Consider the following 13,193-nt stretch of genomic DNA (forward strand, 5'->3'; position numbering starts at 1 on the left):
CCCTGTTCCCCGGTTAACTCTCGCGGAAGGCCTTGGCGAAGTAATCCATGAAGGGTTTCACCAGATAGCCCAGCGGCGTGCGGTCCTCTGTGCGGATAAACGTCTCGACCGGCATACCGGGGATCAGCGCCGCGCCTTCGGGCAGTCGGTCAATCTCTCCTTCGTTCAGCACAATCTCGGCGCGGTAGTAGCGCACGCGCGAGTTCTGATCCTCAAAGGCATCGGCGGAGATCTGCACCACCGAGCCGAACAGTTCCGGCGTCTGCCGCTGGTCCAATGAGGAAAACCGCAGGCTGACCTCTTGATCGACAAACAACTTGTCGATGTGGATCGGTTCCACCTGCGCCGCAATCACCAGCGGGCGGTCCTGCGGCACGATATAAAGCACCGGATCGGCGGGCCGGATGACAGAGCGCGGGGTAAAGATCGTGAGGCCATAGATGATGCCGCTGACCGGCGCGGTGATGACCATCCGGCTGAGCCGTTCCTTGATGGCGCGGCGTTGTTCGGCCAGTTCGCGTTCCTGAAACTGCAGGTCGCGCAGCGTGGTGATGGCCTCTTCGCGGCGGCGGGTTTCAAGGCCAAGGATCTGGATGTCGATTTCCGTGATCTTGCCCTCTGCCTGCGCCTTTTGCGCCTTGAGTTCGCCCACCGAACCGGCCAGCCGCGCCTCTTCGCGTTGCAGGGCAAGGATTTCCGGCGCGCGTACAAGGCCCTGCCGTTGCAGTTCCTCCTTGCCTACCAGTTCCTGTTTGATCAGGTCCGACTGGCGGGTCAGGGCGGTTTGCTGGGCGTCGATGCCGATGACCTGATCGGTGATCTGGTCCGACCGTTTGCGCAATTGCCCGATCTCGCTTTCGATTGAATCGCGGCGCGCGAAAAAGAGGTTGCGCTGACCTTCGACCAGTTCGGCCACTTCGGCGTCGGTCACGGTGCGTTGCAGGACTTCCTCGGCAAAGACGATCTCGTCCTTGCCGTCGCGTTCCGCCTGTAGGCGCGCGCGGCGGGACATGATCTCGAACAACTGGCCCTCGATGATGGTCAGTTCGGACAGCAGCAAGGTCGGGTCGAGCCGGATCAGCGGTTGACCAATGGCCACCGTGTCGCCCTCATCCACAAGGATTTCCGCCACCACGCCGCCGTCGGGGTGCTGCACGATCTGCCGGTTCTGATCCACTTCGATGGACCCGGAGGCGACGATGGCCCCCGAGATATTGGTTGTCGCGGCCCATGTGCCAAAGCCGCCTACGAGGATCGCCAGCCCGAGGATGCCAGCAACCATGGGGCCGCGCAGGGAAAACTGCTTGTCCGCGCTCATCGCACACCTCCCGGTCCGGCCTTTTGCAATTGCTGATGGTTCTTGACCATGTTCTGCAACACCTCGTCCTTGGGACCAAAGGCGGCGCGGCCGCCGTTTTCCAGCATCAGCAACAGGTCGCATTCCTTGATGGCCGCAGGCCGGTGCGCCATGATCAGCACCGCCTTGCCCGCCTCCTTGAAGCTTTTGATCGCCTTGTTGACCGCCTCGGACCCCTCATTGTCGAGGTTCGAGTTCGGCTCATCCAGCACCAGCAGCACCGGGTCGCCGTACATCGCACGGGCCAGACCGATGCGCTGCATCTGGCCGCCGGACAGCCGCCCGCCAGAGGCGGAGACACGCGTGTCATAGCCCTGTGGCAGTTTCAGGATCATCTCATGGGCGTCGGCCTTCATCGCTGCCGCGACCACCTGTTCGGGATCGGGGTCGGGCGACAGGCGGGCGATGTTCTCGGCGATGGTGCCATCGAACAGGGTCACGCGCTGCGGCAGGTAGCCGATATGCTGGCCCAGCGTTTCGGCCCCGTATTGATCCAGAGAGGCCCCGTCGAGCCGGATCTTGCCGCCCGCAGGCCGCCAGACGCCGGTCAGCGCACGGGCCAGCGTGGATTTGCCCGCGCCCGAGGGACCGATCACGCCGCAGGCCTGACCGGGTCCGACATTGAACGACACCAGCCGCAGCGCCGCCTGCTGTTCGCCCGGCGCGACCACGGTCAGTTGCTGCACCTCCAGCTTGGCGGCGGGTTTGGGCAGTTGCGTAGGCTGGCTGGCTTCCGGCACTTCGCTCAGCAGTTGGGACAGGTTGTCCCAGCCCTTGCGCGCGCGCTGCACCAGCGCCCATTGGCCGATCAGCAGTTCGATGGGGGCCAAGGCGCGGCCCATCAGGATCGACCCGGCGATCATCGCGCCCGGTGTCAGTTCGCCTTGCAGGACAAGATAGGCACCAAGACCCAGCATCGCGGATTGCAACAGCATCCGAATGGTCTTGGTCATGGTGGAGAAGGTGCCGGTCAGGTCGGCAGAGGCGATCTGGCCCGACAGGGCCTGTGAGCGCGCCTTCATCCAGCGCTTGAAGGCATCGCCGCGCATCCCCAGCGCCTGCACCATTTCCGCCTCTTGGCGGATCTGGTCGGCGGTGCGTTCGGCCTGCATCACCGCCATGTTGGATTTCAGTGTCGGTGTCTTGCTGACCAGCTGGTTGACCAGCGTCACCGCAATCAGCACAAGGCCGCCGCCAATCGCCAGATAGCCCATCCACGGATGGAAGATCATGATTCCGATGATAAACAGCGGGGTCCACGGAATGTCGAAAAACGCCATCAGCACCGGCGAGGACATCAGCCGCTGCACCGATTCGAGGTCGCGCAGCCCGGTCTGGGCCAGTTCATCGTTCTGGACCGCCGCCCGCCGCAGCACAGCATCGAAGACCCGCAGATCCAGCGCCGACTGGAACCGCGCCGCGACGCGCCCCATGATCCGGCCCCGGACATAGTCCAGCAGGCCCATCATCGAATACAGGAAGATCACAAGGACCGAGAGCGCGATCAGCGTCGCCTCAGACCGCGAGCCAAGCACCCGGTCGTAGACCTGCAACATATACATCGGCCCCGTGAGCATGAGGATGTTCACGAAAAGGCTGAAGATGCCGACAAACCAATAGTAGGGCCGACTTTGTCTTCGGGCGGCGAGGAGTTCATCGCGCCCGGTGTCTTTTCTTGCGGTGCTCATGCGCCTGTATCAGCCCCTCGTTGTGTACCGGGCCGGAATCTGTGACAGTGGGTTCCTGTCATGCCTCATGTCGCCATTGTGCCACATGAGTGGGGATTCCGGCATCCTTCGTTGGGAACATTCGGATATGAAATTATCTACCCTTTTACGGAAAGCGGGCAGCTTTCCCAAGTGGTTTGAAAAGGACTTTGGGTCATGTTGGATGTAAGACCGGTCGTTCTGGTGACGCTCGCGCTGGCTTTGGCCGGTTGTTCGGTGCCCGGACCGGGCGGGGCGCCCGATGGAATCCATGATCCTTATGAGGTGAAGAACCGCAAGGTCCATGATTTCAACAGGAATCTCGACGAGAAATTGTTCAGCGGCGGTGGTCCCGGGTATGCGGGAACCGTTCCGCCATTTGTGCAGGAGCGCGTTTCGAGCTTTGCCGATACGGTCTCTTTGCCGCAGACGGTTGTGAACCAGTTGCTTCAGGGGCGTCTCTTGCGGGCGACCAGCAACTCCATGCGGTTCACGCTGAACGCGACGATCGGCTTGGGCGGAATGTTCGACGTGGCCAAGGAATGGGGGCTGGACCCGGACGATTCCGACTTTGGCGAAACGCTGGCCGTCTGGGGTGTGCCCGAAGGGGCCTATCTGGAGGTGCCGGTTCTTGGCCCTTCGACGGAACGGGATACGGCCGGGGACGTTGTCGACCTGTTCACCGACCCGCTGAAGTACGTGGTGCCGACGCCTGAGCGCTATGTCGGCACAGCGGCCAAGGCATTGGACAAGGTGGGCGAGCGCAGCAAATTCGGCGGCACCGTCGATTCGATCCTGCACGGCAGCGCCGACAGTTATTTGCAGTTCCGGTTGATGTACCTGCAGAACCGGAGATACGAACTGGGCGAGGATGCGCCGGGGTCGGATTTCGATCCGCTGGCGGTGGACGCCGAGGGATTCTAGGAAGGAGCCTAGTCATGACGCTATTTTCACGCCGCCACTTCCTTGCGGTCGGCACCGCGGCAGCGGCCTTGCCCGCGATGCCTGCATTCGCCTTGACGAGCGGTCAGGCGTCCAGCCTGATCAGCAAGATGGTGGATGAGATCAACAAGGTGATCTCATCGGGCAAATCCGAATCCGCGATGTACCGCGAGTTCGAGCGGATTTTCCGGAAATACGGCGATACGCCGCTGATCGCGGCCAACGCGCTGGGCGTGGACGGGCGTCGCGCAACGGGGGCGCAGAAGAAAGCCTTTACCGACGCGTTCACCGGCTACATCTCGCGCAAGTACGGCAAGCGGTTCCGCGAATTCATCGGCGGACGGCTAGAGGTGAAATCCGTCGGGTCGATCCGGCGCGGGTATGAGGTGCGCTGTACCGCTTATCTACGAGGCACCGATCCGTTCGAGATTTCTTTTCACGTCTCCGACTCCAACCGCTTTTACAACCTGTTCATCGAAGGGGTGGACATGCTGCTGACAGAGCGGAGCGAGATCGGCTCTATGCTGGATGCCCGCCGGGGCGATATCGACAAGCTGATCACCGACCTGCGCACGGCAAGCTGAGACCGATCCACCGCGATTGAAAAGGGCCGGGATCCTGACAGGATCCCGGCCCTTTGGCCTTTGTAGGGGGCTGTGTCTCAGTTCCCGCCGCCCAGAATGTCGCGCAGGACCTGCTCGAGGATCGACTGTTTCTGGCGGCGGCGCTCTTCCGGTTCGGGTTGCGGCTGTGGTTCGGGCACTTTGGGTGGCACCGGTTCTGACATAGGCAAAGGCTGCACCGGCAGCCCCTCTTCGACGCCCACCATGACCTCATGCCAGATTTCCGCCGGCAGGCCGCTGCCTGTCACGCCGGTCAGAGGCGTGTTGTCGTCGTAGCCCATCCAGACGCCGGTGACGTAATCGGCGGTAAAACCGACAAACCAGGCGTCGCGCGCCTCTTGGCTGGTGCCAGTCTTGCCCGCGACCTGCCGGTCGGGCAGGGCGGCGCGCCCGCCGGTGCCTTCGGTCACCACCTTGTGCATCATCCAGACCAGTTGCCGCGCGGCTTCCTCGCGGACCACGCGCTCTCCGATGCCGCCGCCGGAGCCCATCAGCGGATCGTTTTGACCTTTCAGACGCAGCACGCGCAGACCGTAGGGCGTCACCGAAGAGCCGCCGTTCAGGATGCCCGCATAGGCGCCGGTCATCTCCAGCAATGTCGCCTCGGACGCACCAAGCGCCAGCGCGGGCGTGTCCGTGAGTTCGCGGTGGATGCCGAAGTCGCGGGCCACCCGCAGCACCAGATCGCGGCCCACGGTTTCGGAGACCTTGACCGCAGGTATGTTCAGCGATCTTTTCAGCGCCTCGGTCAGCGTGACCACACCGTAGTGGCGGCGCGAATAGTTCTCGGGGCACCACTGGCCTGACCCGGGGATGTTCAGGCAGTAGGGGGCGTCCTCGACCGTATCCAGCGGCGAATAGCCCAGTTCCAGCGCGGTGGCGTAAACAAAGGGTTTGAAGGCCGATCCGGTCTGGCGCACCGCCTGCGTCGCGCGGTTGAACAGGCCGGTGGCATCGGTGTCGCGCCCGCCGACCATGCCGCGCACCGCGCCGTCAGCAGACATGACCACCACAGCCACCTGCGCCTTGGAGCCGGATTTGACCTTTTCGGCAAAGATCTTTTCCACCGCCGAGGCCGTCACCCGCTGGATGCGCTGGTCCAGAGTGGTCTCGATCACCACGTCCTCGGTGGTGTCGCGGGTAAAGAAGTCCGGTCCCGACTGCATCACCCAGTCGGCGAAATAGCCGCCACCCAACTGCTGCGCGCCGCTCGACAGCACCGCCGGGTTGGACTGGTATTGGCGCATTTCCTCTTCGGTGAGATAGCCCTGATCGTACATCAGCCGCAGCACTGTCGCGGCGCGGTCCTGACTGCGCTTGAGGTTGGATGTCGGCGCGAGGGTCGAGGGCGCGGTCAAAAGTCCGGCCAGCATCGCCGCCTCTGCCGGGTTCAGCGCCGCGGCGGGTTTCGCGAAATAGCGCTGTGCCGCAGCCTCGGCCCCATAGGCGCCGCCGCCCATGTAGGCGCGGTTGAGATAGATCGAGAGGATCTCGTTCTTGGAGTATTTCGCCTCCATCGCCATCGCATAGATCGCCTCGCGCCCTTTGCGCATCAACGAGCCCTGTCGGCAGTCGGAGACGTATTCTGCCTCCGTCTTCCAGATGTCGGGGTCGTATTCTTCACCAAGGCAGACCAGCTTGGCGGTTTGCTGGGTGATCGTGGATCCGCCGTGGCCCGACAGCGGACCGCGTCCTTCGCGCAGGTTGATGCGGATGGCGCTGGCGACACCGCGCGGGCTGACCCCGAAGTGCCAGTAGAACCGCCGGTCTTCGGTCGCCACGACGGCGTTCTTGAGGTGGGGACTGACGCTTTCGGCTGTGACCACGCCGCCGAACTGATCGCCGCGCAGGGCAAAGACATCGCCGTTGCGGTCCAGCAATGTCACCGACCCGCGCGCGCGCCCGTCCAGCAGGGCGTTCAGCTCTGGCAGGGTGCTGTAGACATAGAGGACCGCCGCCCCGAGGAGCAGCGCCACGACCACCGTGGCCGACAGCGTCACCCGCCAGACCAGCCGAAAGATCCAGCGCACCAGCCCGCCGAAGAAGCCGAGAATGCCGCCGCCGCCACGCTTGCGCCGGGACGGCGTGCGCCGCGCCGCGGGTTTGCGGGTTCGGGTGGGTTTCGCGGCGGGCTTTGCACCACCGCGCGGATAGCGCCTGTCGGCCACGAGCCGCTTGGACTTACCTTTGGAGGTACTCATGAACTCTGCCCGTCACGTTATTCTTTGACCGCGACTCTACCGTCTCTGGAAGGGAATGTTGACCATCCCCGGCGCGGCGCTGCGTTTATTTTAAGCTGAAATATTGTGCAAAACGCCAGCGAAGCACAAAAATTAAACACATTTACCCCTGTGTCCGCCTGAAATCCGGGCTGATCCCTTCAAATTTGCGCTCTGTCGCCGTTCTGCTGCTGGTGCAAATGCAGGCGCTGCCCTGCCAGACCGAAGGGGACCAAGGTGAAACTGATCATTGCAACGATCAAGCCGTTCAAGCTGGAGGAAGTGCGCGAAGCACTGACCGGCATCGGCGTGCGCGGCATGATGGTAACGGAAATCAAGGGCTTCGGCTCTCAGTCCGGCCATACCGAAATCTACCGCGGCGCAGAATATGCCGTAAATTTCGTGCCGAAAATCAAGCTGGAGATCGTCGTCTCCTCGTCGATGGCCGATCAGGTGATCGAGACCATCAAGACCACCGCGCAGACCGGCAAGATCGGCGACGGCAAGATCTTTGTGCTCGACGTGCTTCAGGCCGTGCGCGTGCGTACCGGCGAAACCGACGCAGACGCGCTCTGACGCGCAGTTCATCATGAGGGAAACGGACATGAAACTACTAAAGACGCTTGCGCCGGCCGCCCTGTTGCTGGCCTTGCCGAGCATCGGGTTTGCGCAGGATGCGGCACCCGTAGCGGGGGTCGACGCCTCGACGGATTCGATCTTTATCTTCAACTCGCTGCTGTTCCTGATCGGTGGCTTTCTGGTGTTCTGGATGGCCGCGGGCTTTGCCATGCTCGAAGCCGGTCTTGTGCGGTCCAAGAACGTGACCATGCAGTTGACCAAGAACATCGCGCTCTTCGCGATTGCGGCGATCATGTACTACCTGATCGGCTACAACGTGATGTATCCGCTGGGCAACTGGTCGATCGGAACGGATGAGACCGGTGGCTACCTTGGTGCCTTTGGCGTTGCCGTTCTCGAAGCTGTGGGCGTTGGCCGCGATGCGGCGGACGACTATGGCTATGCCTCGACTGGCTCTGACTTCTTCTTCCAGCTGATGTTCTGCGCCACCACCGCGTCGATCGTTTCGGGCACGCTGGCCGAGCGCATCAAGCTGTGGCCCTTCCTGATCTTTACCGTGATCCTGACCGGCCTGATCTACCCGATCCAGGCATCGTGGAAGTGGGGCGGCGGTTTCCTTGACAGCCAGTACGGTTTCCTCGACTTCGCCGGTTCGACTGTTGTGCACTCGGTCGGCGGCTGGGCGGCTCTTGCAGGCGCTCTGATCCTTGGTCCGCGTATCGGCAAGTACACCAAAGACGGTCGTACCGTGCCGTTCATGGGCTCCAACCTGCCGCTGGCAACACTGGGTACGTTCATCCTGTGGCTGGGTTGGTTCGGCTTCAACGGCGGCTCGCAGCTTGCCATGGGCACCGTGGGTGACGTCGCTGACGTGTCGCGCATCTTTGCCAACACCAACACGGCGGCTGCCGGTGGTGCCATCGCTGCGCTGATCCTGACGCAGGTGATCTACAAGAAGGTCGACCTGACGATGGTTCTGAACGGCGCGCTGGCGGGTCTTGTGTCCATCACGGCGGAACCGCTGACCCCGACACTGGGTGAAGCCACCCTGATCGGCGCCGTAGGCGGTGTGATCGTGGTCTTTGCCGTGCCCTTCCTTGACAAGCTCAAGATCGACGACGTGGTCGGCGCCATCCCGGTGCACCTCTTCGCCGGTATCTGGGGTACGCTGGCCGTGCTGCTGACCAACTCGGACGCGACCTTTGGCGGTCAGATCATCTCGATCATCATCGTCGGTGTGTTCGTCTTCGTGGTGTCGGGTGTGATCTGGTTCATCCTCAAAGCCATCATGGGCATCCGTGTATCGGAAGAGGAAGAGATCACCGGTCTCGACATGGCCGAGCTGGGCATGGAGGCATACCCAGAATTCTCCAAGGGCTGAGCTTCTCCTTCCACTCAGTCTTTGATCACTGGCCCGGGCGTTCGCGCCCGGGTTTTTTATTGGCAGGTTGCGGATTGTCGCGCCCCGGGGCCTGTTATTCGGGACACGCCGGGATAGGGTCGCAGTGAAAGGGGCCGCAAAAGATGCCGCGTTTGTTCGTATTGCTCATTTCGACGGCTTTCCTTCTATGGGGAGCATCCTCGGCCATGGCAGGCCATGGCGGCGGCATGATGGAGTGCGCGACAGATTGCATGGACTGTGCAACGAATGACGCGGTGCAGGGCCATGACCTTGCCTGTGCGGCGTGTCCGGCCATCGGCTCTGTCATGCCCGACGTCCTCGTTCTGTTCGCTCCCGCAGAGCATCGCGGCATGTTTGACCTGCCCGGGCGGTTGCTGGTTGCCGAACCGGCTTTGGCGTCCGATCCACCGCCTCCGCGCGTCTGACAGCGCAACCGGCACCCAAGAGGGTGCCATGCCTGTCAGATACACTCGGAGACCTAAATGAAAACCAGATACATATTGGCCGGTACGCTTGCCCTTGGGGCCGCCATCGCCGCTTATCAATTCACCTCATTCGGCAGCGCCGATGCCCAGACCGCTCCTGCTGTGGGGGCACCACTGGTACAGGTCATCGTGCCAGAGACGCTGTCGCCCGATGCGCAAATCGGCAAGACGGGCTTTGACGCCATTTGCGCGGCCTGCCACGGCCAGAACGCGGCGGGGCGCAATGGCAAGGGGCCACCGCTGGTCCACAAGATCTATGAGCCGTCGCATCACGGCGACGAATCGTTCCAGCTGGCAGTGCAGCGCGGTGTGCGCGCGCATCATTGGCCCTTTGGCAACATGCCGCCGGTGGCGGGGCTGACCCGTGCGGATGTGGTCGCCATTGTCGCCTATGTGCGGGAATTGCAGCGCGCCAACGGCATCAACTGACCGGGCACCCGGCCTGTGTCCGTCGCCATAACGGCGGCGGGTGTGGGCCGGGTCAGCCGCGCTCTGTCTCGCGGCGCAGCCGTTGACGGGCGATGGCCTCGTTCTTTTCGGCCTCGCGATTGTCGCTCAGCGCCGCCTCGACGAAGTTCAGATGCGCCTCGACGGCGGCGCGCGCCGCCTGCGGGTCACGGGCCTGCAAGGCGTCGTTGACGGCGCGGTGCTGCTCTAGCAGGGTGTCGCGCCTTGTGCGCTGCTTGAACATGATCTGGCGATTGTAAAACACGCCTTCGCGCAACAACTGGTACATCGACCGCATCATGTGCAGCATGATGACGTTATGGCTGGCCTCGATGATCGCAAGGTGAAACTCGGCGTCCAGGCCGGCCTCTTCGGTCGGATTGCGCTTGGTATGGGCGGTTTCCATCTTGGCAAAGACCGCCGCGATGACCGCAAGATCGCAGTCGGTGCCATAAATCGCAGCCCGTTCGGCGGCCAGTCCTTCCATGTCGCGCCGGAAGGACAGGTAGTCGAACACCGCTTCGTCGTGGTTGGCGAAAAGCTGGATCAGAGGCTGGGAGAAGGCGCTGCCCAGCACTTCTGTCACAAAGATGCCCGCACTGGCGCGCGAGATCAGCAGGCCGCGCGCCTGCAATTCCGCCACCGCCTCGCGCAGCGAGGGGCGCGAGACACCCATCTGTTCCGACAGGTCGCGCTCTGAAGGCAGGCGTTCGCCGGGGCGCAGAACGCCGCGCAGGATCAGCTGTTCGATCTGCCGGACGACAGCGTGCGAGAGTTTCTCGGACTGGACTTTTTCGAATGGCATAGTTGTTCCTTCGCGCGGTAAGGGATTCTTACCAAAGCTGCGGGAGTCTTACCACCGCGTCAGTGCTGCCTCGTCTTCCTCCTTGGCGGCGACCCATGTCCCGGTTTCCGCGCAATATTCCTTTTTCCAGAAGGGCGCGCGGGATTTCAGGTAGTCCATCAGGTACTCTGCCGCCTCAAAAGCGTCTTTGCGGTGCGGGGCGGCGGTGGCGACCATCATGATCTGCGCGCCCGGCTCCAGCCGCCCGTAGCGGTGGATCACCAACGCGTCCCCCAGCGACCAGCGCTCAACCGCCTCTGCCGCGATCTTTTCCAGCGCTTTCTGGGTCATGCCGGGATAATGTTCGATCTCCATGGCCTGCAAACTGCCGCCCGGACGGTCGCGCACGATCCCGGTGAAGGTGACAACCGCGCCCATGTCGTGACGCCCGGCAGCAAATCCCGCCGCCTCTGCACCGAAGTCAAAGGGGGCCTCCTGCACGACGATCCGCATGGTCAGCCCCCCGTCATCGGTGGGAAAAACGCCACCTCACGGACACCGGCCAGCGGCGCGTCGAAATCGGTCAGTTCCTGATCGACGGCCACGCGCAGCGCGCTCAGATCCTCAAAGGCCATGGCGTAGCGGTCTTCTCTAGCGCGGAGTTCGGCCACCAGATCGGCGACGGTTGCGGCCTCGGTCTGAACCGTTTCACGCGGCAGCCCGATGCGTTCGCGGACCCATGCGAAATACAGCACGTCCATCACTTGTCCTCCTTCAGATGCGGCAGCGCCTTGCGGAAATAGTCCCACCCGGTGATCAGCGTCAGAGCCGCCGCCAGCCACAGCAGCACCAGCCCGCCCTTGCCGGACCAGATCATGCCTTGCAGCTTCCAGCGCAGGCCGAATTCATCCGCGATCTCGCCGCCAAGGACCTGCCCGATGATTTCATCGCCCATGCCCATGCTCGACATCACAAGATAGTGCTCGAATATGCCCTGCGCAAACAGCACCGCGATGGCGACCATCTGCGTGGTGGTCTTCCACTTGGCCAGCTTGGTCACCTTCAGCGTGCCCGCCGTGTCGCCAAGGAATTCGCGCAGGCCAGAGACAAAGACCTCACGGAAGAGGATCATGGTTGCGGGCAGGACAAGCCACGGGGACCACGAGGAAAAACCGATGATGACCATCAGCGCGATGACCACCATGGCTTTGTCCGCAATGGGGTCCAGCATGGCGCCCAGCTTGGTCTCTTGTTGCCAGCTGCGGGCCAAATGGCCGTCCAGCCAATCGGTCATGGCGGCCCCCGCAAACAGGATCAGCGCCGCCCAATCGGCCACGGGGCGCGAGAAATACAGGAACATCACCGCAACGCCGGGGGCGGCGAGCAGGCGCAGGATTGTCAGAAGGTTGGGCAACGTGAGTTTCATCGTCGCCTTCCTAGCCGGTTCTCAGGGAAGGGGGAAGGCTTGCCGGACGGGCTGAGGTGGGCCAGATTGGGCAGATGACAGCGAGGTGATCATGCGTGCGACACTCTTTGCCCTGTTGGGCCTGGCAAGCAGCGCCGTGGCGCAGGACGGCATGACGGATGTGTCTGCAAAGGGGCGTTGGGTGCTGCAAAGCATCGGGGACGCGCCGTTTACCGCGTCGGCGGAACTGGACCTGTCAGAGCCGGGGCGCTTGAGCGGGCGGGGTCCGTGTAACGGGTTTTCCGGTCGGCTGGACGGCGTGTGGCCAGAGATCTCAGTCGGGCCACTGCGCGCCACCCGTCGGGCCTGTCCGGAGCTTGCGCAGGAGCATGTGTATTTCATGGCTTTGCAGGCGGTGCGGTTGGCCGAACTGCGCGAAGGGACGCTGGTGCTGACCGACGCGGCGGGGCGCGAGATGGTGTTTACCGCGCTGCCCGCGCCTTGAGGCGCGTGATCAAAGCCGACCGCGCGGCGGGCAGGGGTTTGTCCCGCAAATCCGGCGCGAGGCGATTTTCCATGAAAAACCCGGTGGTTGTGAGACCGTCGAGAATGTCGGAGTCCTCTGCCTCTCCATGGCCCAACAGGATTGGCGGCAGCGGCAACAGCCGGTCTGCCCAGTCCCCGGCGGCCTGCGCCGTCACCGCGCGCCCGGTTCTGGGGGAGACATAGGTCAGGTTGTCCGTGGCCCCGGTTACCGCGCAGGTGGTCAGGTCAAGGCCAAAACCCATCTCGTCCAGCAGTGCCAATTCCCAGTTCAGATAGGCCAGCGGCCAGAGGTCGGGCCGGTCGAGCAGATCCAGCAGCGTCTCGGAGCGGGAGTAGAGCGCGGGGTGCGGCTCTCTTTCGGGCAGGCAGAAGGCCAGCAGCGCGGTCACCGTGTTGAGCCCTGCCAGCGCAACCCGGTCACCAAGCGCGGCAGCGGCGCGGGAGCGTTGGGGTTCTGCGGTGTAGCTGCCGATGTGATCCTCGAGCCGCGCGCGCCATGCCAGATCCAGTTGCGCGCCGGGTTGCAGGTGCGGGGCCAGTTTGCGCGAAGTGCCGCCGCGCAGAACGCCCGCGTGACGGCCATGTCCGGGGGTGAATACGTCAAGGATCAGCGAGGTTTCGCCGTGTTTTTTCGTGCTGAGCAAGATGCCGGTGTCGCGCCAGTCCATGGCCTGCAAGATCGGGAGGTTGGCGGGCTT

Annotated in this window: 15 protein-coding genes; 7 read left to right on the forward strand and 8 right to left on the reverse strand. The window is 63.2% G+C overall.

Features of this window, described 5'->3' with window-relative positions; translation table 11 throughout:
• Positions 1 to 13: 13 nt before the first annotated feature.
• Both VOI21_RS09745 and VOI21_RS09750 read right to left on the reverse strand, forming a co-directional pair.
• Entirely contained in the window at positions 14 to 1,318 is a 1,305-nt protein-coding gene (locus tag VOI21_RS09745) for an HlyD family type I secretion periplasmic adaptor subunit (RefSeq protein ID WP_323769660.1), read from the reverse strand.
• Positions 1,315 to 3,045, reverse strand: coding sequence for a type I secretion system permease/ATPase (locus VOI21_RS09750; protein ID WP_323769661.1), 1,731 nt, complete (start codon positions 3,043 to 3,045; stop codon positions 1,315 to 1,317). Before VOI21_RS09750 ends, VOI21_RS09745 begins: the two co-directional genes overlap by 4 nt.
• Positions 3,046 to 3,240: 195 nt before the next feature.
• Here VOI21_RS09750 and VOI21_RS09755 point away from each other — a divergent pair, with 195 nt between their 5' ends.
• Entirely contained in the window at positions 3,241 to 3,987 is a 747-nt protein-coding gene (locus VOI21_RS09755) for a VacJ family lipoprotein (protein ID WP_323769662.1), read from the forward strand.
• 14 nt (positions 3,988 to 4,001) lie between these two features.
• On the forward strand, positions 4,002 to 4,589 hold the full coding sequence (locus VOI21_RS09760; RefSeq protein ID WP_323769663.1) for an ABC transporter substrate-binding protein: 588 nt from the start codon (positions 4,002 to 4,004) through the stop codon (positions 4,587 to 4,589).
• Positions 4,590 to 4,666: 77 nt separating this feature from the next.
• On the opposite strand, the gene VOI21_RS09765 is transcribed toward VOI21_RS09760, so the two are convergent.
• Positions 4,667 to 6,829 (reverse strand): transglycosylase domain-containing protein, encoded by a 2,163-nt coding sequence (locus VOI21_RS09765; RefSeq protein WP_323769664.1) that lies wholly within the window; start codon positions 6,827 to 6,829, stop codon positions 4,667 to 4,669.
• Between the two features lie 255 nt (positions 6,830 to 7,084).
• Between VOI21_RS09765 and VOI21_RS09770 the strand changes: the two genes are divergently transcribed.
• From VOI21_RS09770 to VOI21_RS09785, 4 genes are all read left to right on the forward strand, one after another.
• A complete protein-coding gene (locus VOI21_RS09770; RefSeq protein WP_323769665.1) occupies positions 7,085 to 7,423 on the forward strand; it encodes a P-II family nitrogen regulator in 339 nt (112 codons plus the stop codon).
• Between the two features lie 28 nt (positions 7,424 to 7,451).
• On the forward strand, positions 7,452 to 8,807 hold the full coding sequence (locus VOI21_RS09775) for an ammonium transporter (RefSeq protein ID WP_323769666.1): 1,356 nt from the start codon (positions 7,452 to 7,454) through the stop codon (positions 8,805 to 8,807).
• A 206-nt stretch (positions 8,808 to 9,013) separates the two neighbouring features.
• Entirely contained in the window at positions 9,014 to 9,253 is a 240-nt protein-coding gene (locus VOI21_RS09780; protein ID WP_323769667.1) for a hypothetical protein, read from the forward strand.
• A 57-nt stretch (positions 9,254 to 9,310) separates the two neighbouring features.
• Entirely contained in the window at positions 9,311 to 9,742 is a 432-nt protein-coding gene (locus tag VOI21_RS09785) for a cytochrome c (protein WP_323769668.1), read from the forward strand.
• Positions 9,743 to 9,794: 52 nt separating this feature from the next.
• Here VOI21_RS09785 and VOI21_RS09790 read toward each other — a convergent pair whose 3' ends face one another.
• From VOI21_RS09790 to pgsA, 4 genes are read right to left on the reverse strand one after another with little or no spacing between them, the layout of a single operon-like run.
• A complete protein-coding gene (locus VOI21_RS09790; protein WP_323769669.1) occupies positions 9,795 to 10,565 on the reverse strand; it encodes an FCD domain-containing protein in 771 nt (256 codons plus the stop codon).
• A 48-nt stretch (positions 10,566 to 10,613) separates the two neighbouring features.
• On the reverse strand, positions 10,614 to 11,057 hold the full coding sequence (locus VOI21_RS09795) for a molybdenum cofactor biosynthesis protein MoaE (protein WP_323769670.1): 444 nt from the start codon (positions 11,055 to 11,057) through the stop codon (positions 10,614 to 10,616).
• A gap of 2 nt (positions 11,058 to 11,059) precedes the next feature.
• Entirely contained in the window at positions 11,060 to 11,305 is a 246-nt protein-coding gene (moaD, locus tag VOI21_RS09800) for a molybdopterin converting factor subunit 1 (RefSeq protein ID WP_323769671.1), read from the reverse strand.
• On the reverse strand, positions 11,305 to 11,970 hold the full coding sequence (gene pgsA, locus VOI21_RS09805) for a CDP-diacylglycerol--glycerol-3-phosphate 3-phosphatidyltransferase (protein ID WP_323769672.1): 666 nt from the start codon (positions 11,968 to 11,970) through the stop codon (positions 11,305 to 11,307). The genes moaD and pgsA overlap by 1 nt, the downstream gene beginning before the upstream one ends.
• Positions 11,971 to 12,061: 91 nt before the next feature.
• Here pgsA and VOI21_RS09810 point away from each other — a divergent pair, with 91 nt between their 5' ends.
• Positions 12,062 to 12,454: an META domain-containing protein gene (locus tag VOI21_RS09810; protein ID WP_323769673.1), complete on the forward strand. Its 393-nt coding sequence runs from the start codon at positions 12,062 to 12,064 to the stop codon at positions 12,452 to 12,454.
• On the opposite strand, the gene recO is transcribed toward VOI21_RS09810, so the two are convergent.
• Positions 12,432 to 13,163 carry a DNA repair protein RecO gene (gene recO, locus VOI21_RS09815; RefSeq protein WP_323769830.1) on the reverse strand — a complete coding sequence of 244 codons (732 nt, stop codon included), beginning with the start codon at positions 13,161 to 13,163 and terminating at the stop codon, positions 12,432 to 12,434. The genes VOI21_RS09810 and recO overlap by 23 nt on opposite strands.
• Positions 13,164 to 13,193: the final 30 nt, after the last annotated feature.

This window comes from Antarctobacter sp., assembly GCF_034670325.1.
Lineage (GTDB): Bacteria > Pseudomonadota > Alphaproteobacteria > Rhodobacterales > Rhodobacteraceae > Antarctobacter.

What these genes read in the sequence shown, in the direction of transcription:
- VOI21_RS09795 (WP_323769670.1), bottom strand. Translation starts at nt 11,057, where the DNA reads ATGCGGATCGTCGTGCAGGAGGCCCCCTTTGACTTCGGTGCAGAGGCG.
- VOI21_RS09810 (WP_323769673.1), top strand. Translation starts at nt 12,062, where the DNA reads ATGCGTGCGACACTCTTTGCCCTGTTGGGCCTGGCAAGCAGCGCCGTG.
- recO (WP_323769830.1), bottom strand. Translation starts at nt 13,163, where the DNA reads ATGGACTGGCGCGACACCGGCATCTTGCTCAGCACGAAAAAACACGGC.
- VOI21_RS09775 (WP_323769666.1), top strand. Translation starts at nt 7,452, where the DNA reads ATGAAACTACTAAAGACGCTTGCGCCGGCCGCCCTGTTGCTGGCCTTG.
- VOI21_RS09745 (WP_323769660.1), bottom strand. Translation starts at nt 1,318, where the DNA reads ATGAGCGCGGACAAGCAGTTTTCCCTGCGCGGCCCCATGGTTGCTGGC.
- moaD (WP_323769671.1), bottom strand. Translation starts at nt 11,305, where the DNA reads ATGGACGTGCTGTATTTCGCATGGGTCCGCGAACGCATCGGGCTGCCG.
- VOI21_RS09785 (WP_323769668.1), top strand. Translation starts at nt 9,311, where the DNA reads ATGAAAACCAGATACATATTGGCCGGTACGCTTGCCCTTGGGGCCGCC.
- VOI21_RS09750 (WP_323769661.1), bottom strand. Translation starts at nt 3,045, where the DNA reads ATGAGCACCGCAAGAAAAGACACCGGGCGCGATGAACTCCTCGCCGCC.
- pgsA (WP_323769672.1), bottom strand. Translation starts at nt 11,970, where the DNA reads ATGAAACTCACGTTGCCCAACCTTCTGACAATCCTGCGCCTGCTCGCC.
- VOI21_RS09755 (WP_323769662.1), top strand. Translation starts at nt 3,241, where the DNA reads ATGTTGGATGTAAGACCGGTCGTTCTGGTGACGCTCGCGCTGGCTTTG.
- VOI21_RS09765 (WP_323769664.1), bottom strand. Translation starts at nt 6,829, where the DNA reads ATGAGTACCTCCAAAGGTAAGTCCAAGCGGCTCGTGGCCGACAGGCGC.
- VOI21_RS09790 (WP_323769669.1), bottom strand. Translation starts at nt 10,565, where the DNA reads ATGCCATTCGAAAAAGTCCAGTCCGAGAAACTCTCGCACGCTGTCGTC.
- VOI21_RS09780 (WP_323769667.1), top strand. Translation starts at nt 9,014, where the DNA reads ATGGCAGGCCATGGCGGCGGCATGATGGAGTGCGCGACAGATTGCATG.
- VOI21_RS09760 (WP_323769663.1), top strand. Translation starts at nt 4,002, where the DNA reads ATGACGCTATTTTCACGCCGCCACTTCCTTGCGGTCGGCACCGCGGCA.